This window comes from Alcaligenes sp. YSL9, assembly GCF_030515105.1.
Taxonomy (GTDB): Bacteria; Pseudomonadota; Gammaproteobacteria; order Burkholderiales; family Burkholderiaceae_B; genus Alcaligenes; species Alcaligenes phenolicus.
The window spans coordinates 57647-78018 of sequence record NZ_JALXJU010000002.1; the positions used below are offsets into that span (position 1 = coordinate 57647).

The 20372-nt window shown below is 56.4% G+C and carries 19 protein-coding genes; 7 read left to right on the forward strand and 12 right to left on the reverse strand.

Annotated elements, in window-relative coordinates; genetic code table 11:
• Positions 1 to 2: 2 nt before the first annotated feature.
• Together M2Q46_RS08455 and M2Q46_RS08460 are read right to left on the reverse strand one after the other, a co-directional pair.
• The gene (locus M2Q46_RS08455; RefSeq protein ID WP_080655545.1) at positions 3 to 911 is read right to left on the reverse strand and encodes a DMT family transporter; all 909 of its coding nucleotides are present in this window, start codon (positions 909 to 911) and stop codon (positions 3 to 5) included.
• Between the two features lie 89 nt (positions 912 to 1000).
• Positions 1001 to 1159: a hypothetical protein gene (locus tag M2Q46_RS08460; RefSeq protein WP_155624324.1), complete on the reverse strand. Its 159-nt coding sequence runs from the start codon at positions 1157 to 1159 to the stop codon at positions 1001 to 1003.
• Here M2Q46_RS08460 and htpX point away from each other — a divergent pair.
• Complete coding sequence (gene htpX / locus M2Q46_RS08465; RefSeq protein ID WP_009457574.1) at positions 1158 to 2039, forward strand: protease HtpX; 882 nt, start codon at positions 1158 to 1160, stop codon at positions 2037 to 2039. The genes M2Q46_RS08460 and htpX overlap by 2 nt on opposite strands.
• An 88-nt stretch (positions 2040 to 2127) precedes the next feature.
• Here the strand turns inward: htpX and M2Q46_RS08470 are convergent, their stop codons facing one another.
• From M2Q46_RS08470 to aceE, 4 genes are all read right to left on the reverse strand, one after another.
• On the reverse strand, positions 2128 to 2748 hold the full coding sequence (locus M2Q46_RS08470; protein ID WP_035270757.1) for a GyrI-like domain-containing protein: 621 nt from the start codon (positions 2746 to 2748) through the stop codon (positions 2128 to 2130).
• A 25-nt stretch (positions 2749 to 2773) separates the two neighbouring features.
• Positions 2774 to 3232 carry a GNAT family N-acetyltransferase gene (locus M2Q46_RS08475; protein WP_009457575.1) on the reverse strand — a complete coding sequence of 153 codons (459 nt, stop codon included), beginning with the start codon at positions 3230 to 3232 and terminating at the stop codon, positions 2774 to 2776.
• Between the two features lie 64 nt (positions 3233 to 3296).
• On the reverse strand, positions 3297 to 4241 hold the full coding sequence (locus M2Q46_RS08480; RefSeq protein WP_257113170.1) for a lysophospholipase: 945 nt from the start codon (positions 4239 to 4241) through the stop codon (positions 3297 to 3299).
• Positions 4242 to 4427: 186 nt separating this feature from the next.
• Positions 4428 to 7103 carry a pyruvate dehydrogenase (acetyl-transferring), homodimeric type gene (aceE, locus tag M2Q46_RS08485; RefSeq protein WP_254002832.1) on the reverse strand — a complete coding sequence of 892 codons (2676 nt, stop codon included), beginning with the start codon at positions 7101 to 7103 and terminating at the stop codon, positions 4428 to 4430.
• Between the two features lie 177 nt (positions 7104 to 7280).
• On the opposite strand from aceE, the gene M2Q46_RS08490 reads away from it, so the two are divergent.
• On the forward strand, positions 7281 to 7730 hold the full coding sequence (locus M2Q46_RS08490) for a MarR family winged helix-turn-helix transcriptional regulator (RefSeq protein ID WP_035270761.1): 450 nt from the start codon (positions 7281 to 7283) through the stop codon (positions 7728 to 7730).
• A gap of 60 nt (positions 7731 to 7790) precedes the next feature.
• A complete protein-coding gene (locus M2Q46_RS08495) occupies positions 7791 to 9455 on the forward strand; it encodes a Na/Pi cotransporter family protein (protein WP_035270762.1) in 1665 nt (554 codons plus the stop codon).
• A gap of 94 nt (positions 9456 to 9549) precedes the next feature.
• Here the strand turns inward: M2Q46_RS08495 and polA are convergent, their stop codons facing one another.
• On the reverse strand, positions 9550 to 12267 hold the full coding sequence (gene polA / locus M2Q46_RS08500) for a DNA polymerase I (RefSeq protein ID WP_203144979.1): 2718 nt from the start codon (positions 12265 to 12267) through the stop codon (positions 9550 to 9552).
• Between polA and M2Q46_RS08505 the strand changes: the two genes are divergently transcribed.
• The 4 genes from M2Q46_RS08505 to hisM all read left to right on the forward strand — a co-directional run bounded on the left by M2Q46_RS08505 (position 12266) and on the right by hisM (position 15238).
• A complete protein-coding gene (locus M2Q46_RS08505; protein WP_009457591.1) occupies positions 12266 to 12934 on the forward strand; it encodes a TIGR00730 family Rossman fold protein in 669 nt (222 codons plus the stop codon). The two genes, polA and M2Q46_RS08505, sit on opposite strands and share 2 nt — an antisense overlap.
• A gap of 102 nt (positions 12935 to 13036) precedes the next feature.
• Positions 13037 to 13831: an ABC transporter substrate-binding protein gene (locus M2Q46_RS08510; protein ID WP_009457593.1), complete on the forward strand. Its 795-nt coding sequence runs from the start codon at positions 13037 to 13039 to the stop codon at positions 13829 to 13831.
• A 16-nt stretch (positions 13832 to 13847) separates the two neighbouring features.
• Positions 13848 to 14537: an ABC transporter permease gene (locus tag M2Q46_RS08515; RefSeq protein ID WP_009457595.1), complete on the forward strand. Its 690-nt coding sequence runs from the start codon at positions 13848 to 13850 to the stop codon at positions 14535 to 14537.
• Positions 14537 to 15238 carry a histidine ABC transporter permease HisM gene (hisM, locus tag M2Q46_RS08520; RefSeq protein ID WP_022983563.1) on the forward strand — a complete coding sequence of 234 codons (702 nt, stop codon included), beginning with the start codon at positions 14537 to 14539 and terminating at the stop codon, positions 15236 to 15238. Before M2Q46_RS08515 ends, hisM begins: the two co-directional genes overlap by 1 nt.
• Before the next feature lie 84 nt (positions 15239 to 15322).
• Here the strand turns inward: hisM and M2Q46_RS08525 are convergent, their stop codons facing one another.
• The 5 genes from M2Q46_RS08525 to rbfA form a co-directional block, all read right to left on the reverse strand.
• Positions 15323 to 15781: a DUF1641 domain-containing protein gene (locus M2Q46_RS08525; RefSeq protein ID WP_035270768.1), complete on the reverse strand. Its 459-nt coding sequence runs from the start codon at positions 15779 to 15781 to the stop codon at positions 15323 to 15325.
• A 14-nt stretch (positions 15782 to 15795) separates the two neighbouring features.
• The gene (locus M2Q46_RS08530) at positions 15796 to 16986 is read right to left on the reverse strand and encodes an FAD/NAD(P)-binding oxidoreductase (RefSeq protein WP_035275100.1); all 1191 of its coding nucleotides are present in this window, start codon (positions 16984 to 16986) and stop codon (positions 15796 to 15798) included.
• A 363-nt stretch (positions 16987 to 17349) separates the two neighbouring features.
• Positions 17350 to 19167 carry a translational GTPase TypA gene (gene typA / locus M2Q46_RS08535; RefSeq protein ID WP_009457601.1) on the reverse strand — a complete coding sequence of 606 codons (1818 nt, stop codon included), beginning with the start codon at positions 19165 to 19167 and terminating at the stop codon, positions 17350 to 17352.
• A gap of 3 nt (positions 19168 to 19170) precedes the next feature.
• Positions 19171 to 19923, reverse strand: coding sequence for a tRNA pseudouridine(55) synthase TruB (gene truB, locus M2Q46_RS08540; RefSeq protein WP_022983561.1), 753 nt, complete (start codon positions 19921 to 19923; stop codon positions 19171 to 19173).
• 33 nt (positions 19924 to 19956) lie between these two features.
• Positions 19957 to 20370, reverse strand: a complete 414-nt coding sequence (gene rbfA / locus M2Q46_RS08545; RefSeq protein ID WP_009457603.1) for a 30S ribosome-binding factor RbfA — start codon at positions 20368 to 20370, stop codon at positions 19957 to 19959.
• Positions 20371 to 20372: the final 2 nt, after the last annotated feature.

A 20372-nucleotide genomic window follows, 5' to 3' on the forward strand; every position in this document is an offset into this window, starting at 1 on the left:
ATTCAAACACGTTCTGCCTCCTTGACGGGAGCCTGCTCCGCTGTCGCGGCCTGACCTCGCAAGATACGATCCTCGCTGTAGGTACGCCAGGCCGACAACAGACCAGACCCAATAATCAATGCCATACCTGCCCAGGCTAACCAGTCAGGCACATCCCCCCAGAAAGCAATGCCAATCAGGGCGGCGAAAATAATGGTGGTGTATTGCAAGGCTGCGGTCAACAAGGCCGAGCCCAAGCCAAAAGCACGCGTCATGGTCAATTGCCCGAACAAGCCGGACAGGCCCACGCCCAGCAAGGCCAGCCACGCGCGCCAGCTCAGCTCGCGCCAGCCTTCCCACAAAAGTCCAACCAGGCTGGAACAGACGACAAAACAGGAGAACAGCAGCACGGTGCGCCATTCCGGCTCGCCAGAGCGCCCCAGGGCACGTACCTGCATCATGGCCACCGCGCTCAAGGCGCCGGCACACAGGCCCAGCATGGCGGCCCACCATTGGTCTGGCGTAATGCTGGGGCGCAGGACACCGATCACGCCCATAAAGCCCAGCAACACGGCAATCAGACGCACAGGGTCACGCTGGGTGCCACCCCAGGCAAGCATCCAGAAAGCAATAAACAAGGGAGCGGTGTAGTTCAGGCTGACCGCGGTGGACAAGGGCAGATTAGCCAGAGCCAGAAAGCCCAGCCACATGGAACTGACCCCGGAGACATTACGCCGGACATGCAGTTTCCAACTTTGAGGAGCCAGCCTCAAACCACGGCTTTTAGCCCAGAACACCAGAAGAAGAACCGAGGGCACACCCCGGAACAAAACAATTTGCGCCATCGACGCCCCGGCATCGGCGGACACTTTGACACAGGCCCCCATAATGGCAAACATGGCGCAGGCTACCAGCATCCATAATGACTGCATGTGATCAAACCAGATTCAGTAATAAGGGAAAGCCATTACTATACTCCCCACCTTGTAAAAGTGGACCGGTAACCCCATATCCAGACCACTTACGCAACAGCAAGAACCTCGGCGCAAGAAACTATCTTGCCCGGAAGCTGACTAAAAGCTGAATATTTTATTTTCACGCCTGGAATCAAGGCTAAAATTCGCGCAGATCGTGTTCTCACGATCACGATTTTTTCTGTTACACCGGAATCCGCATTCATGAAACGAATTGTCCTTTTCTTAATCACCAACCTGGCCGTCATGCTGGTGCTCAGCGCCTCCATGAATATTTTGGGTGTGGGACGTTACCTGAACGCGCAAGGTCTGGACCTGACTCAATTGCTGATCTTCTCGGCTTTGGTCGGTTTTACCGGCGCCATTATCTCCTTGCTGATGAGCAAATGGATGGCCAAGCAAAGCGTGAACGCCCGTGTCATTGACCCGAATGCCCCCGCCAATGCCGAAGAGGCCTGGCTGGTCGATACCGTGCACCAACTGGCCGACCGTGCCGGTATTGGCCGCCCCGAAGTGGCCATTTACGAAGGCGAGCCCAATGCCTTTGCCACCGGCGCTTTCAAGAATGATGCTCTGGTCGCCGTGTCCACCGGCTTGCTGCGCGGCATGACCGAAGAAGAAGTCATGGCGGTGCTCGGCCACGAAGTTGCCCACATTGCCAATGGCGACATGGTCACCCTGACCTTGATCCAAGGCGTGGTGAACACCTTTGTGATCTTTCTGGCCCGTCTGGCCGGCTACTTTGTTGACCGCGTGCTACTGCGCAATGATCGCGATGTGGGCATGGGTTACTACGCCTCGGTCTTTGTGTTTGAGCTGATTTTTGGCGTGCTGGCCTCCATCATCGTGGCCTGGTTCTCGCGTCAGCGTGAATACCGTGCTGATGCCGGTTCCGCTCAGTTGCTGGGTTCGCGTCAGCCCATGATTCACGCGCTGGCCCGTCTGGGCGGCATGGCTCCTGGCGAACTGCCCAAGAACTTTGAAGCCTCCGGTATTTCGGGTGGTCGTTCGATCAGTGCGATCTTCGCCTCCCACCCTCCTATCGCTGCACGTATTCAGGCTTTGCAAAGCGCTCAATCAGTCTAAGATCCCAGGCGGCCTGAACGGCACAGCCAAATAAAATGCCCCAAAAGCCTGTGTGCTTTTGGGGCATTTTTTATGCCTTGGCGCAAAGTTAGCGTATGGGCTGCCGGACAATCATCTTGTGCCGACTCGACGACGCTTTGCTCCAATCACTCAGATAGATCTCGTGATACACGCCCAAAGGCTCCAGCCCTTCCTGCGGCAGGAACTTCGTATAGAGCTGCGACAACAAAGCTGACAGATCGGCTGGGGAGCCCACATGCATCACCTGCACGCACTTGCCCTCCGTCACGGCTTCCCACCTGGGAGCTGGAGCGTTCCCCAACTGAGCACGCATCTGGGCCACCGCGCCTTCCAGACCCGCCTTATCGGTCCATACAGGCAAGGTCACTTGTACACGCCACTGCCAGTTTTCCCGCCGCCCTGCTTCCACATCTTTCGGATCCGCAGCCCAGTACAGAACTTCGACCGGCGCTTCCATAAAGTCACGCCCCATGCGTTGGCGTGCCTCTCGACGGATAGGCTCAATAGCAAGCTGCAAGGTCTTGATAGCCGCCCCCACCGCAACAGGCTCGGGAGCACCTTTGCCATCCAGAATGGCAAACGGCAAAGTGGGCACATCCAGCACCCGAAAATGGTGCTGCAAAGGCGCATACAACATCTTCAGGGCTGGGATATCCTGGCTTAAATCGATCATGTTTTCGTAAGCCATAAAAAGGTCTCACCTAACTCCAAACCTAATCAGCAAAGTGATATTCCAAAATATCGTCACCGAACTCATCACGCTGGCCGCTTTCGGTCCAGCCTAAATGACGATAGAAACCATAGGAGCGCACCTGAGGATCACTATTACAAGCCAGGAACAGGCGCGTAAAACCACGCCCCTGCAAGTCCTGCATCATCTGTGTCAGCAAACGACGGCCCAGACCCAGGCTTTCATAGTCGGGCAACAGCGCCAGCACCATGATCTCGCCGCTCTCGCTATCACCGAAGCAATAGCCAGCCATCTGCTCATCGACCAGGGCCACATAGCCGGGGCAACTACCATCCTCAATACCTGCGGCCCAGCTTTCTGCGGTAACTCCCAAGGCGGCCAGATCCTCTTCAGAAAAAGCATTTTCACGAGTCAGTCCCCGGATACGCAGGCATTCGCGGGCGTCATCAGGCACTGCAGCGCGCAAGACTATCTTGCTCATTCACTACTCCAATATAAAAAGGGCAATGACGGCAAATCATCACGTCATCGACCATACAAAAGACTTAAGGGGTGTCAGTGTTGAGTTGACTCAACCACTGGGCAATGTCGCCCACGACCTGGGGCATGGCCGAGCTGCCATCGGCCTGCGTCATGACGTGATCCAGATCGGGATAGCTGCGCCACACCACATGCGGGTTATCCACCTGTGCCACCATCTGGGCAGCGGCTTGCGGCGAGACCGAGGTATCGCGCCCGGACTGAATCACCAGAGTGGGGATAGCAACCCGTCGCAGCACCTCGGCCTGATCCAGATTCAGCATCTGCTGCCACCAATCGCGTCCATGTCCGCTCATCCGAGTATCCAGGCCGGCCCTGGCCTGCCTCAAAAATTCGCCCAAGCCATCAAGCATGGTTTGCTTGTCGGCAGCCGGCATCTCTTGGATTGAGGCGCTATAGAGCACATCATCCTGGAACCAGCGCCCGCCGCCATTAAAACTGATGGCCGCATCCAGATGCGAAGTCTGGGCCGCCAGCAAATGAACAATCACCGCTCCCTCGCTGCCACCCAAGGCAAAAAGCTTGTCATAGCGGGTCTGACTTTGCAGCTGTTTTAAAACCGCATCCAGATCAGCCACACGCTGTTGGGGCTGGTCGCGCTGAATATAGTCTGTCGGGCAGTCGCTACGCTCGGGATCGTCGCTATCAGGCAGCGCGGCCGTCAGCGCATATTTTTCCACCGCCAGCACCTGGGCTTGTGGACGAGCCTTGGCCAGGGTTTCCCAAACAACTTTCTTGTGCGCCACGCTATTGCAATCCGAGCCTTGCACAATCAGAAGCAGCTCATGCACACCTTCTTGAGGGGCGATGGCAGGCTGGACGTAATAATGAATGGTGCTGCCATCTGCACGCGCCAATTCATGTAGCTGCGTTTGAGCATGAGCCTGGCTGCCCAAGACCCCAGAGATAGCAAGGCCCGCCAGGCGGGCCAGAGAAATTGAATAATCCATGCCGCACTGTGGCACAGAATGATGAAGATTTGATGGAGAAAAATGGCGGACTCGCCGCCATGAAAAGGGACCAGCAAGCAAAGAGCTGACCTGACCGGGGGAGACATCAAGCCATCACACCCTTTGCTGGCTGGTGTTCCGCCGCCGGTCGCCATTTGCCCAAAAAGACGACCGGACTGGCAAGACTCAAGGCTTCATGGGATTGGTCTTTTCTGGATTGATTTGATAGCGCTGCAAAGCATCGCTGACCAGCGAGCGAGGCACCGAACCTTCGTCGGCCAAGGCCTTCAAGGCCGAGACCACGATAAAGTGCCGGTCCACTTCAAAGAACTCGCGCAGCGAGGCCCGTGTGTCGGAACGCCCAAAGCCGTCCGTCCCTAGAACCAGCAAACGACGCTCCGGCAAAAAGGGCCGGATCTGCTCGCCCACAATCTTCATATAATCCGTGGCAACCACAATCGGGCCTGCATGCCCTTCCAGGCAAGACTGCACATAAGGGATACGCGGCTCGCTTTCCGGGTGCAAGGTGTTCCAGCGCTCCGTATCCAGGCCATCACGACGCAGTTGGTTCAGGCTGGGCGCACTCCACACATCGCTGGCCACACCAAAGTCCTCTTGCAGCAATTGTGCGGCAGCCAGCACCTCCATCAAGATAGAGCCACTGCCCATCAACTGCACACGCGGGGCCTTGGCTTTTTGCTGCGGTCCCGCCTGCAAGAGATACAGCCCTTTGATAATGCCCTGCTCCACCCCTTCCGGCATCTCGGGATGCGGGTAGTTTTCATTGAGCACGGTAATGTAATAGAACACGTCCTCCTGATCCTGATACATGCGACGAATACCATCCTGCATGATCACGGCCAGCTCATAGGAGAAGGTGGGGTCGTAAGAGCAGCAGCTAGGCACCACGCTGGAGAGCACATGGCTATGACCATCATCGTGCTGCAAACCTTCGCCCATCAAGGTGGTGCGACCCGACGTTGCACCAAACAAGAAGCCTCGTGTCCGTGCATCCGCCGCAGCCCAGATAAAGTCCCCTACTCGCTGAAAACCGAACATGGAGTAGAAGATAAAGAGCGGAATCGTGGGCACACCATGATTGCTGTAGGCCGTGCCTGCTGCAATCCAGGAGGAGATTGCCCCGGACTCATTCAGGCCTTCCTGCAAGATCTGCCCGTCCTTGGCTTCTTTGTAATAGCTCAACTGGCCAGCATCCTGTGGCGTGTACAGCTGCCCCAAGTACGAGTGAATACCAATCTGGCGGAACAGACCTTCCATACCAAAGGTGCGCGACTCATCCGGCACGATGGGCACAATCAATTTGCCCAGTACCGGGTCTTTCAACAAGGTGCTCAAAATACGCACAAAGGCCATGGTCGTGGACAAACCACGCTCCCCTGTGCCTTTCAACTGGGCCGCAAAGCTGTCCAGCGTGGGCACCGTCAAGGCCGGAACAGAGGTTCTTCGCGATGGCACAAAGCCACCCAAGGCAGCACGACGCTGCTGCAAGTACACCGCTTCCGGGCTGCCTGGCTCGGGGCGCAGATAAGGCAGCTCTTCCAGTTGTTCATCCGTAACGGGTAGCTGGAAACGATCCCGGAAGGCACGCACTGCATCTGCGCTCATTTTCTTGAGCTGGTGATTGATGTTCTGGCCTTCACCAGCCTCGCCCATACCAAAACCCTTCACGGTTTTCACCAGAATTGCGGTCGGCCCGCCATGGCTGTTACGTGCGGCTTGGGCATAAGCGGCGTAGACCTTGTCGGGATCGTGACCACCACGGGCCAGGGCCCAGATGTCGTCGTCCGACAAATCCGCTACCAGTTCCAGCAGCTCGGGATATTTGCCAAAGAAATGCTCACGTACATAAGCGCCACTTTGGGATTTGAAGGTCTGATAATCCCCGTCCACGCATTCCATCATGCGCTTGCGCAACAGACCGGTTTTATCCTTGGCAAGCAGCTCATCCCAGCCCGCGCCCCAAATTACCTTGATGACATTCCAGCCTGCCGCACGGAAGTTCGCTTCCAGTTCCTGAATGACTTTACTATTGCCACGCACAGGGCCGTCCAGACGTTGCAAATTGCAGTTGACCACGAAGATCAGGTTATCCAGCTTCTCACGCCCACCCACGGCAATGGCGGACAGGGACTCGGCCTGATCCATTTCCCCATCCCCCAGGAACGCCCAGACCTTGCGACCATCCATAGGCTTCAAACCACGGAAATCCAGATAGCGCATATAGCGTGCCTGATAGGCAGCCATCAAAGGCCCCAGGCCCATGGACACCGTGGGAAATTGCCAGAACTCGGGCATCAGGCGTGGATGCGGGTAAGACGACAAGCCACGACGCCCCGCCTCACGACGGAAGTTGTCCATCTGTTCATCATCCAGACGCCCTTCCACATAAGCACGGCCATAAATACCGGGGGCGGAGTGACCCTGTATATAGACCAGGTCACCATCAAAGCTTTCTGTGCGGCCCCGGAAAAAATGGTCAAAGCCCACGTCGTACAGAACGGCCGCGGACTGATAAGTAGCAATGTGTCCGCCCACATTGGAGTGCCGACCGGCACGCAGCACCATGACCATGGCGTTCCAGCGCACATAGGCATTGAGCTTGCGCTCCAGTTCCTTGTCACCGGGATACGGGGTTTGCTGATGCACCGGAATGGTATTCACATACGAGGTGGTCACGCGTGTGTACAGGTCACCGTGATGACGCGCATCGAAATCCAGCAATTGATCAATCAGATAGTGGGCACGGGGGCGTCCTACTGCCGCCGTGACCGATTCCAGGGCATCCAGCCACTCGGTCGTCTCTTGCGGGTCCACATCCGCGATCTGCAAAGCGTGATTCATAACAATCTCCAGGTGGATAGGCCGGATCCGCCACGCGACGTCCTCACGGCCTGAACAAGACGCAGGGCAGGACAGACCCTCACCCATACGATTGCAATTGCAACTACTTTATGAGCGCATCTTATCCGCGTATAATTGCATTTGCAACTAAAAAATAAATTCCTGGGGGAAAGAACGATGAGTCGCTCCGACACTGATCTGTGGTTTTCCTTTGTGCGCGCGCACCGCAGCATCCTGAAAGAAATCGAACGCAGACTGGCTGCCGAAAAGTTGCCACCCTATGCCTGGTACGACGTGTTGTGGGGACTGGAAAGCGGGCCGGAGGGAACCCGACGCATGCATGAACTGGCCGATCGACTGGTCATAGAACGCTATAACCTGACGCGACTGATCGACCGGCTGGAAGCCCAGGGGCTGGTCCAGCGCAGTCGTTCCTCGGAAGATGGCCGGGCCGCCTTTGCCAGCATCACGGATGAAGGCCGGGCCTTGCGCAAACAGATGTGGCAGATCTACCAAAGCGCTGTGCAGGAACTGTTTCTGTCGGCCTTTTCCGATCAGGAACAAACGCAGTTTGCACACGGGCTGGATCAGGCTGCCCGACAAGCACGGCAATCCTCCAACACCTAGATGTGTCTAACTGATACCTGAGGCTCACGCTTGTAAGAGGCGCTGGGCTATTATTTAGCAATGAAAGAAATCTTCGCACTTCTCGATTTCGGGGGTTATATCGCCTTGCTCCTGTGGGGTATCCACATGGTGCAAAGCGGTGTGCAACGTGCCTTCGGTGCCGAACTGGGCATCTGGATGGGTCATGCCCTGGGGCGTCCCCGCCGTGCTTTTGTTGCCGGAGCGGCCATTACGGCCGCCATCCAAAGCAGTACCGCCACCGGGCTGATGATTACCAGCTTTGCCGCCACCGGCATGGTCGCCCTGGTTCCGGCCCTGGCCGCCATGCTGGGCGCCAATGTGGGTACGACGCTGATCGTGCAACTGCTGTCCTTCAAAATGACCGCACTGGCCCCGGCCCTGATTCTTCTGGGAGTCTGGCTGTTCCGCTCGCAGGAGCCTGGACGCCGTCGTGACCTGGGTCGCGTCTTTATTGGTCTGGGCCTCTTGCTGCTATCCCTGCATGAACTGGTGGGCTTGTTCTCCCCAATTCAGGACGCCCCCCTGCTGCAAACCATTCTGGAAGCGCTGGCAGGCAGTCCCATGACGGGCATGTTGCTGGCCGCTTTGCTGACCTGGGCCGCACACTCCAGTGTGGCCATTGTGGTGCTGATCATCTCGCTGGCCAGTCACCAGCATATGGACCCGCAACTGACCTACGCATTGGTGCTGGGTGCCAATGTGGGTACCGCTATCAACCCGATTCTGGAAGGGGCTGGCGGCTCCAAGGACCCAGCCAACAAACGTCTGCCCATCGGCAACTTGGGCACACGTGTGTTTGGTTGTCTGGTCGGCATGATTTTGCTGCCCTGGATTCCGGATTTGATGAGCTGGTTCACCAATGACCCAGCTCGTGCTGTGGCCAACTTCCATACCTTCTTCAACCTGGCCGTGGCAGCCTTGTTCCTGCCTTTACTCAAACCCTATTCGCGTCTGCTGAGCCGTTATCTGCCCCGCCGCACCGACCCGGATGATCCCGGCCTGCCCTTGTATCTGGACCAGTCCGCTCAGGAAGTGCCTGCCGTGGCCTTGGGCAATGCAGCGCGTGAAGCGCTGCGTCTGTCCGATATGCTGCAGGAAATCCTGGATACGGCCCGTCAGAACATGCTGAACAATAGCGCCCAAAGCATTAACCATGCGCGCTATATCAGTAATGCCGTCAACCGTCTGGAGCCGCTGATCACCACCTATCTGGCCAGTATGGACCAGGAAAACCTCAGCAAGAAAGATACCCGTCGTCTGAACGATATTCTGACGTTCTCCACCAATATCTCGCACGCCGCCACGATCAGCGTCAATGGCTTGCTCAGCCACACGGCCAAGCTGCGTAAACAAGGCTGGATACTGCAATCGGAAGAACAGGCCGAAATCGGCAAAGTCATGGACAGGCTGATTCGCAACCAGCGTCAGGCAGCAGCCCTGTTTGTGGCCGAAGATGTAAAAACCGCCCGCTTCCTGGCCTTTGAAAAAGACTTCTTCCGCGAACTGGAAGTAGCGGCGGGAGATCGTCATATTCGCAAGATCAAGGCCGGTCAGCTGGACTCCGCCGAGCAGGGCTCCTTGTACCTGGAGATTTTGCGCGACGTGCGTACCATCAACTCCTATCTGGTCAGCGCCGCCGCCTATCCAATTCTGGCCAAGCACGACGAGTTGCTGCCCAACCGAGTACGCTCCAACGAGGAATAAACAGACTGCAGCCAGGCGGTGAAAACAAGCCGCTCTGCTACTTAAAAAAAAGGCGACCATCAGGTCGCCTTTTCCTTTAGCTTGCCAGGAAGCCTTAGTGAGCCTGTTCCCAGTTATCACCCACGCCGACTTCAGCCACCAGCGGCACATCCAGCTTGGCTACATTGCACATCAGGCCCGGCAGGTTTTCACGCAGGACATCCAGCTCGTCTTCGGGTACATCGAATACCAGCTCGTCATGTACCTGCATCACCATCTGCGTGCGCAGCCCTTTTTCTTCCAGCCAGCGCTGCACAGCCACCATGGCCATCTTGATCAGGTCGGCCGACGTGCCCTGCATCGGCGCGTTAATGGCGGCACGCTCTGCACCGGCCATGCGTGGCCCTTTCGCGCCCTTCAGTTCAGGTAGCCACAGACGGCGACCAAACACGGTTTCCACATAACCCTGCTCATGCGCCTGCGCCTTGATGCGCGTCATGTAGCTGGCCACGCCAGGATAGCGGGCGAAGTAGCGATCAATATAGGCACGGGCTGCATCACGAGTAATGCCCAGATTGCTGGCCAGACCAAATTCGCCCATGCCGTAGATCAGACCAAAGTTGATCGCCTTGGCCGCACGACGCTGGTCCGAGCTGACGTCCTTGGCATCCACACCGAAGATCTCGGCAGCGGTTGCCGTGTGCACGTCCCCACCCTGCTCAAACACCTGCTGCAGATTCTCGTCGCCCGATACATGGGCCATGACACGCAATTCGATCTGGGAATAGTCAGCCGACACCACTTTGCCCAGTTCAGACACGAAAGCGGCGCGAACACGGCGGCCTTCTGCGGTACGCACTGGAATGTTCTGCAAGTTGGGATCGGAGGAAGCCAGACGTCCGGTAATGACAGCAGCCTGTGCGTAACGAGTATGCACACGGCCACTGTCCGGGTTCACCATTTTGGGCAGTTTGTCCGTATAGGTGGACTTGAGCTTGGCCAGGCCACGATATTCCAGCAGTACCTGGGGCAAGGGGTAATCCTGAGCCAAACGGGTCAGCACATCCTCATCGGTAGAGGGGGCACCGCTGGCGGTTTTACGAACCACCGGAATACCCAGCTTGCCGAACAGAATCTCGCCCACTTGCTTGGGGGAGTTCATATTAAAAGGTTGGTCGGCCAGCTCGTAAGCCTTGTTTTCCAGTTCCAGCATTTTCTGGCCCAGCTCGTGGCTTTGGCGCGCCAGAGTAGGCACATCAATCTTGACGCCATTGCGCTCCACAATGGTCAGCACGTCCGACGCCTGCACTTCCAGCAAATAGATACGCTCCAGCCCCTCTTCCTTGGCTACTTGAGGGCGCAGGCACTGATGCAGACGCAAGGTGTAATCCGCGTCTTCACAAGCGTATTGCGAGGCCACGGGAATATCCACCTCGTCAAAGCCGATCTGCTTGGCCCCCTTGCCGCAAATATCCTCGTAAGACGCGCCTTTCAGACCCAACCATTGCAAGGCCAGCTCTTCCATGCCGACACGCTTGTGCGATTGCAGAACATAAGCCTGCAACATGGTGTCCTCGCGAATACCGCGCAGGCTGACTTTTTCATTCAGCAGGACATGGGTATCGTATTTGGCGTTATGCAGGACCTTGGCCGCCTCTGCGCTTTCCAACCAGGGGCGCAGCGTTTCCAAGACATAGTCTTTATCCAACTGTTCTACATCCAGCGAGCCACGATGAGCCACCGGCACATAAAAAGCCTGCCCCGCCTTGACCGACACCGACAAGCCCACCAGACGCGCCATCAAGGGGTCCAGGGAGGTGGTTTCGGTATCCAAGGCCACCAGCTCGGCCTTTTCCAGCAGGCCTAGCAGGGTCTGTAATTGTTCTTTCGTCGTGACGGTCTGGTAATCCAGCTCGGCAGGCGCAGCAGGTGTTTCAGCCTCGACACGGGCATCCTGGGCGGGAACGCGCTTGGGATCATCTGTCAATTCACGCAACCAGGTGCGGAAACCGAAGGTCTCGTAGATATCCTGCAACACGGCGTTATCACGGGGCTCTGGCTCCAGCGCCTCGAAATCCCCCGTAAACCCAGGCACTTCGCAATCAAGTTTGACGGTGACCAGTTTGCGCGTCATTTCAAAGTTGGAGCTGAAGTCGCGCAGATTCTGGCCGGCCACCCCCTTGATTTTGTCGGCATGCTGCAACAGTTCATCCAGACTGCCATATTCGCCCAACCACTTGACAGCCGTCTTGGGCCCCACCTTGGGAACGCCGGGAATATTGTCCGAGGTGTCGCCAATCAACATCAAATAATCGATAATCTGATCTGGGCGTACCCCATACTTGCTGGTAACGCCTTCTACATCCAGCTTTTCGTTACTCATGGTGTTGACCAGCTGCACATGCTCATTGACCAGCTGGGCCAGGTCCTTGTCCCCGGTAGACACCACGGTCTCGATGCCATTTTCTGCCGCCAGACGGGAAAGCGTGCCGATGATATCGTCGGCCTCTACGCCAGGCTGACAAATCAGATGCCAGCCCATGGCGCGTACCGCTTTATGAATAGGCTCTATTTGCACCGCCATATCTTCGGGCATGGAGGGCCGGTTAGCCTTGTATTGATCGTACAGATCGTCCCGGAATGTGCGGCCTTTGGCATCAAATACGCATACCATATAGTCCGCTTGATAATCCTGTAGCAGACGGCGCAGCATATTGATGACCCCGTACAAGGCGCCTGTGGGCTGGCCTTGCGCGTTTCGCAGATCGGGCATCGCATGGTACGCTCGGTACAGATAGCTGGAACCATCAACGAGCAACAAGGTTTTTTTCATGTCTAACAATAAAATCGTCCGTTTACCGGCCTCTGAGCAGATTCCTACCATCATGAAGGAGCTGCAAACTGCGGTCGATACATTAAAAGAAATGGGTGCTGGCGTTAGTGTTTTCGGCAGCGCACGCATCAAACCCGGTCATCCTTACTACGAACTGGCCCAGGAACTGGGCCGTCGTCTGGCCGAAGCGGGCGTCACCCTGATTGCTGGCGGTGGCCCTGGCCTGATGGAAGCCGCCAATAAAGGCGCGTACGAAGCAGGCGGGCAAAGTATTGGCCTGAATATACGCTTGCCTCACGAAACCACCAACAACCCTTACCAGACACAAAGTCTGCAGTTCGAGTACTTCTACTCGCGCAAGGCCACCTTTTTCATGCACAGCTGGGCCTACATTGCCCTGCCTGGCGGTTTCGGTACCCTGGACGAGCTGTTTGAAGTCATGACCCTGGTTCAAACAGGCAAAGTCCCACCCGCACCCATTGTACTGATCGGCACTTCCTTTTGGTCCGGCCTGATCGAATGGATTGGTGACCAATTGATGGAGATGGGCCTGATTGGTCCGAAAGACCTGAATTTGCTGGTCCTGACCGACGATCTGGACGAGGTCATGGGCTACATCAACCAGTGCTGCGTACTGCCTAGGGCGGAACCCGCATTGCCCCAGTAAGGCGTACGGGTTAAATTTGCAGTCTTTCTTCGGCCCTCCATCAGCAGGGCCGAATTTGTATTGAATGCCACAAGCTAGTCGATATTTGCCGGAGTCCTCCACATGAACAAAATGCTTGCCCGCCTCCTGATGGTGGCTTTTTGCAGTGCCTTGGTGCCCGCTGCTGCCCATGCAGCCGGGCCGTCCGAAATCCGTTTTGCCACTGAGGCGGGTTATCCCCCCTTCGAGTTTCTGGACCCCAGTGGCGAGCTGCAAGGCTTTGACATCGACATCGGCAACGAAATCTGTAAGCGCCTGCAAGCCAAGTGCGTGTGGATCGATCAGTCCTTTGACAGCTTGATCCCCGGCCTGCAAGCCCGCAAATTCGATCTGGCCAACTCCACCATGACCGCCACCGAGGCACGCGCCAAGGTGATCGACTTTAGCGAGCCCATGTATATCGTGCCGGTTCGCCTGGCCGCCCGCAAAGGCAGCGGTCTGGAGCCCACCGCCGAATCCCTGAAAGGCAAGCGTGTCGGTGTGCAGCAAGGCACCACCATGGAAACCTATGCGCGCCAGAACTGGGCCAACAACGGTGTCACCATCGTGGCTTACCCCAGCTACACCGACGCCTTCAATGACCTGGCCGGTGGCCGCGTGGACGCCACCTTCCAGGAAGCCCAGAATGCCGTTGAAGGCTTTTTGACCAAGCCTGCCGGTGCCGACTTTGAGCTGACCGGCAGCACCGTGGACGACAGCCCCATCCTGAACGAGCCTATCGCCATGGGTATTCGCAAGGGCAACAAGAAACTCAAGAAAACTGTTGATGAAGTTCTGCGTGAAATGAAGGCCGATGGCACCATGCAGACCTTTGCCGACAAATACTTCCAAAAAGAAAACATTCGCATCGCGCCCTGACCTGGATACCTGAACCATGTTGCTTTACGGTTATGGGCCGCAGTTGCTGGTCGGCACCTGGGAAACCATCAAACTGGCAGTGCTCTCGCTGCTGGTTTCCCTGGTGCTGGGTCTGGTCGCTGCCCTGATGAAACTATCCCGCACCTCGCTGCTGCGATGGGTGGGCGGTTTGTATACCACCTTGATCCGGGGCGTCCCGGATCTGGTGCTTTTGATGTTGTTCTTTTTCAGCTTGCAAATCTGGCTGAACGAACTGACTGACTGGCTGGAATGGGACATGATCGAGATCGATCCCTTCGGAGCCGGTGTGGTCACGCTGGGCTTTATTTATGGTGCTTACTTTGCCGAAACCTTCCGTGGCGCCCTGATGGCTATCCCCAAGGGCCAAATGGAAGCGGGCAAAGCCTGTGGCTGGAGCGCCTGGCAAGTTCTGCATCGCATCCAGATTCCTCAAATGATGCGCTACGCCCTGCCCGGACTGGGCAATAACTGGCAAATCCTGCTCAAATCCACCGCGCTGGTGTCCCTGATCGGCCTGAGCGATGTGGTCAAGATTGCGCAAAATGCCGGTAACGCGACCTTCAACTCCTTCCTCTTTGTGGGCATCACTGCCCTGATCTATCTGGGCCTGACCGCCGTCAGCAATATTGGCCTGGGCTACCTGGAACGACGCTACAACATTGGCGTGAAAGGAGCACAGTTCTAATGGATGTTCTGAACGAATTCTGGCGCGCCTATCTGTACCAAAGCAATGGTCAGCTCTCGGGTCTGGCCATGACACTTTGGCTGCTGGTGATCTCGGTTGCCATCGGCTTTTTCCTGTCGATTTTCATGGCCATTGGCCGTGTCTCGGGCAAGGCCTGGCTATCGCGCCCTATCGGTGCCTTCACTTACTTTTTCCGTGGCACCCCCTTGTACGTGCAGATCCTGCTGATCTACACCGCCATGTACAAGCTGGCCATCGTCAAATCCGTACCTGCACTGGAAGCCTTCTTCATGAGCGGCTTCAATTGCATGATTCTGGCACTGACCTTGAACACTGTTGGCTACACCACCGAGATTTTTGCCGGAGCCATCCGCTCCATGCCTCCCGGTGAAGTGGAGTCGGCCCGTGCGTATGGCATGTCCGGCTGGACCTTGTACCGCCGCGTGATTCTGCCGCAAGCCCTGCGTCGTGTGCTGCCTGCTTACAGCAATGAAGTGGTGCTGATGCTGCATGCCACCTCGCTGGCTTTTACCGCTACCGTTCCTGACCTGCTCAAGATCGCACGCGATGCCAATGCGGCCACCTACCAAACCTTCACCTCCTACGGGATTGCTGCACTGATTTACCTGTGCGTGTCCTTCATTCTGGTGGGCATTTTCCGTATCGTGGAAAAGCGCCAAATGGCATTTTTGAATCACTGAACGCTGAGGTGCTGAGATGCCGAACAAGAAAAAAGGGCCGCTTTCACAAGCCGCCCTTTTTTCTTTAGCGATACAGCGGCCGTGTCAGTCCCCCGTGTGATCCAGATTCTGATAACGCATCTGGCGCCCCATCACACCGGCCATCATCAAAAAGAAAGTCAGGCCGCGACGCACTTCCGGCTCCTTGGCCAGTCGTATCAGGCCCATCAGGGTCGGTGTGGTCTCCGTGGCCCGCACCTGATCCGAAGCCATACGTGCCGCATTTCCAACCGACCAGGCGGCCCCTATGCCCTCCTCAAAGCCCTTCATAAGCTTTTCGAGCATATAGTCGTCCGTCATATCCACCAGATCGGCCAGCAGGGACACCGCATCCACCACCCGATTAAGGCGACCACCGGCCAGCAAAGGTTCGATCTTGCCGATCAGTTCATCCAGGCCCTTGATGCCTGGATCCTCTCCAAGCAGGCTTTCCAGAGCAGAAGGAGACTTCTGAGCAGCGCCCGCATCACCGGGATTCAAGGATTTATCCGATACCGAATTCATCTGTCTCTCCTGAATTAGACCAAGCCACGGGCCACGGCCCAGTAAATACCCCGGTTAAAACCCTTGCGCAGCAGTCCACCCAGTTTGGTGGGCGGCGTGGGATGCACATCCTCCTTGTAGTCGTACCAAAGCGGCATACCGCCCTCCAGACCCATTTGGGCTACCGCCACCACACGGCCATCGTATTCGTCGCTGGTGCGCCCAAATCGCAACTCTGAGGCCAGGTTGTTGACCACTACGGGCGATTGGTTATGGCAGGAGCCGCCCGCTTTACTGATAGGCAGGTCCACCGTGTCACCCAGCACGTATACATTGTCCAGCCCCAGCACCTTCATGGTTTGGTGATCGGTGGGGACCCAGCCTTCGTTGTCGGCGGCTTGAGAAATCCCCGAGTCACGCACAGCAGGCACCGCCGTAATGGGAGGAGTCGCCATCAGGAGGTCGAACGGCTCTTCTGCGCCCTCTTCGGAATAGGCAATCTTGCGTTCAGGGTCTACACGGCTCAGGGTAAAACCGCGTTGATGCTTGATGTCACGATCCTCAAAAATGGGCGGCAAGACCTGACAAACCTCGTTCTGCATGAACAGACAATTACGCAAAAGCTGGGAGGTCGTGGGATAGGTATAAGCAATCTCTACCTTGTCGCGTACACCACGACGACGCAGGTACTCGTCCAGCATCAAGGTTGTTTCTACCGGTGCAATACCGCACTGGTGAGGAACGTTATGAGTTTTGGGGAAGGTGACCGTTACCAGCACACGGCCCTTTTCCAGCTTGCTCAGGCGGTCCGCCAATTGGCGCGCAGGCGCATGCTGATAGAAATGATCACCGCCCTCTTTCAGGCCTTCGATTTTTTCCGGTGAGGGGACGCAGCCGGTAGACAGAACCAGGTAGTCATAGTCGATCTTCTTACCACTGGCGCAGTGCAGACGGCTGGCCTTGAAGTCAAAACCACTGACTTCCTCTAGCTGAAAATCAATTTCGGGGCGCAAAAGTGAAATTTGCGGACGTCGCAACTCGTCCCTGAAAAAAGCATCAAAAGCCACGTACATAAAAGCGGGCTTGTAATAATGCCAGGGAGAGTTGGACAGCATGGTAATGCGGACTTTACCAGAACGAATTTCCGGGTATAGCTTGGTCACTAAATGATTGGCGGTCATCGTACCGCCAATACCACCACCTACAATCACAATATGCTGCACCATCAGTATTCTCCTTAATGGGGGAAACTGCGCACCGGCTCTTGCAATGAAAAAATCTTTTCAAAAACAAGAAGATGCCCAGCTACAACTGAGACTTTGCAAAGCGAGCTTGGTAATGTGTCCAGCCAGTTTGTATCAAGCAGGTATTAAGCAGAAATTAAAGCAACCCATCAGACTCAATAAGCCACTTAATCAATTTTATTTATCCCACACCCTTTCTTGAATTTAAAAATCAAGCTGGGGTGCTTATGCATACACCCCAGCTTTTTAATACCGCGTTCTAAATCCGGCTGACGCCAACCATAGTAAGACAAAAAAAACGCCTGCATCAAGCAGGCGTTTTCTCGTATCGCTAAACCCGAAAAATTAACTTTCGCGTTGGCTGCGACGGCGCTCGTGTTCTTTCAGGTAACGCTTGCGCAAGCGAATGGACTTGGGAGTCACTTCAACCAGCTCGTCGTCATCCAGGAAGTCCACGGCATATTCAAGAGTCAGACGAATAGGTGGAACCAGATCAATGTGCTCGTCCTTGCCGGAAGCACGCACGTTGGTCAGTTTCTTTTCCTTGATGGGGTTAACCACCAGGTCGTTGTCGCGGCTGTGAATACCGATGATCATGCCTTCGTACAGAGCATCACCCGGGGACACAAACATGCGACCACGATCCTGCAGCTTCCACAAGGCGTAGGCCACGGCATCACCGTCGTCCTGGCTGATCAGCACGCCGTTACGACGCTCGCCAACCGTGCCTTCGCGCATGGGGCGGAACTCGTCAAAGGTGTGGCTCATCAAGCCGGTACCGCGTGTCAGCGTCATGAACTCGCCCTGGAAACCGATCAGGCCACGGGCGGGAATACGGTACTCCAGACGTGTACGACCACGGCCATCAGCAACCATATCCTGCAAGTCACCACGACGACGACCCAGTTCTTCCATCACGCCGCCTTGGTGGCCGTCTTCGACGTCCACGGTCAACTGCTCGTAAGGCTCCATCTTGACGCCGTTCTCTTCACGAATCAGCACGCGTGGACGCGACACGGCCATTTCATAGCCTTCACGACGCATGTTTTCGATCAGAATGGTCAAGTGCAACTCACCGCGACCGCACACTTCAAATACGGTGTCGTCGTCGGTTTCGTTAACACGCAAAGCCACGTTGGACTTCAATTCACGGTCCAGGCGATCACGCAGCTGACGGCTGGTCACGAACTTGCCTTCACGGCCTGCCAGAGGCGAGGTGTTCACCATGAAGTTCATGGTCAGTGTAGGCTCGTCAATGCGCAGCAAAGGCAGAGCTTCCTGGTGAGCAGGATCGGTCACCGTGCAACCAATGCCCAGCTCTTCAATACCGTTGATCAGCACGATGTCGCCGGCTTCGGCTTCGTCCACCGATACACGCTCCAGGCCCTTGAACTTCAGAACCTGATTGATACGGCCTTTGATGACTTCGCCATCAGGACCAAATTTCACGACCACATCCTGGGCAGCGCGCACGCGGCCACGGTTCACACGGCCTACACCGATCTTGCCCACGTAGGAGCTGTAGTCCAGCGAACAGATCTGCAACTGCAACGGTGCGTTGACGTCGTCCTCACGCTGGGGCACATGCTCCAGGATAGCGTCGAACAAAGGACGCATATCGCCTTCACGCACGTCTTCGGTCAAACCGGCGTAGCCCGACAGACCCGATGCGTAAATGATGGGGAAATCCAGCTGTTCGTCGGTCGCGCCCAGTTTGTCGAACAAGTCGAACGTGGCGTTGATCGCGAAGTCAGGACGGGCGCCGGGACGGTCAACCTTGTTGACCACCACAATCGGACGCAGACCCAGTTCCAGAGCTTTGCGAGTCACAAAGCGGGTTTGAGGCATGGGGCCTTCAACCGCATCCACCAGCAACAACACGCCGTCAACCATGGACAGCACGCGTTCGACCTCACCACCAAAGTCAGCGTGACCGGGGGTGTCGATAATGTTGATGTGGGTGCCTTCGTATTCAACGGCACAGTTCTTCGCCAGAATGGTAATACCGCGTTCTTTCTCGATATCGCCCGAGTCCATGACACGTTCGGAGATATGTTCGTTGTCACGGAACGTACCTGCCTGTCTCAACAATTGATCGACCAGGGTGGTCTTCCCGTGGTCAACGTGGGCAATAATGGCCACATTGCGCAATGCGCGTCTCATAACTCATCCTTCTGATTGAAGTTTTTTGGGCAAAATCTCGGTAGGCAAGCTCTCGATGGCCAGCAAGGCCGACATCGGGTCTTCCATCGCCTGCAACCCGTCCAGGGTGTAGGCGTCGTCGATATGAAAAGGTCCTAATTCTGTCCGGCGCAAGGCCGTCAGATGGGCAAAACACCCCAGAGCACGTCCAATGTCTTGCGCCAGGGTCCGGATATAGGTTCCCTTGCTGCAACGTACAAACAAACGCGCCGATTGCGGCGTAAAGTCTTGCACCTGCAAATCGTGAATCACGAGATGTCGTGCCTCACGTTCCAGCTCTATACCCTGACGGGCATATTCATACAGGGGCTTGCCATCGCGCTTGAGCGCGGAATACATGGGCGGCACCTGGGTAATGGGTCCTCGGAAAGCAGGTAGAACTGCCTCCAGCGCCTCGAGGGTGACACCGGCAAAATCTGCCGGAGCCTGGGACACCACATTGCCGGTCAAGTCACCTGAATCGGTTTCCTGTCCAAACTGCAAGGTAGCTTCATAGGCTTTGTCTGCTTCCAGCATCGTGGCGGAAATCTTGGTAGCCCGGCCAAAACAGCAAACCAGCAGGCCCGTTGCAAACGGGTCCAGGGTTCCAGTATGGCCAGCTTTGCGGGCATCCAGAGTGCGGCGGGCACGCTGCAAAGCGTGGTTGCTGGACATTCCGTCGGACTTGTCCAGTAGCAGCACACCATCAATCAACTGCCCGCGTTTTCGCGTAGCCATCGTGTGTCAATCCGTGAAGAAACAACAGCCGCGTCAGGGCTGTTCGTCTGGCTCGTCCGATTTGGAAGCAGAGCCAGTCAATTCGCTATCGGCCTGGTTGGCGCTGTCGATGAGCTTGGAGAGCTCCATGCCGCGTTCCAACTGCCGGTCGTGATGAAAATGCAGAGTAGGAACCGTGTGGATGTGCAGCAGCTTGAACAGCAGCGAATGCAACCAACCGGCCTTCTCGGTCAAAGCCGCCTGAGCGACTTCGGGCTCGGCGCCCAGCACCGAGTAATACACTTTGGCGTGTGCGTAGTCTGGAGACAGCTCCACGCCGGTCAAGGTAATCAGACCAGCGCGGGTCATGTCGATCTCGCGCTGGATCAGAACCGCCAGATCCTTCTGGATCTGGTCGGCCAGGCGCAGGTTGCGCCCTGGGTTTGGTTTGGACTTGTGTCGTGCCATAA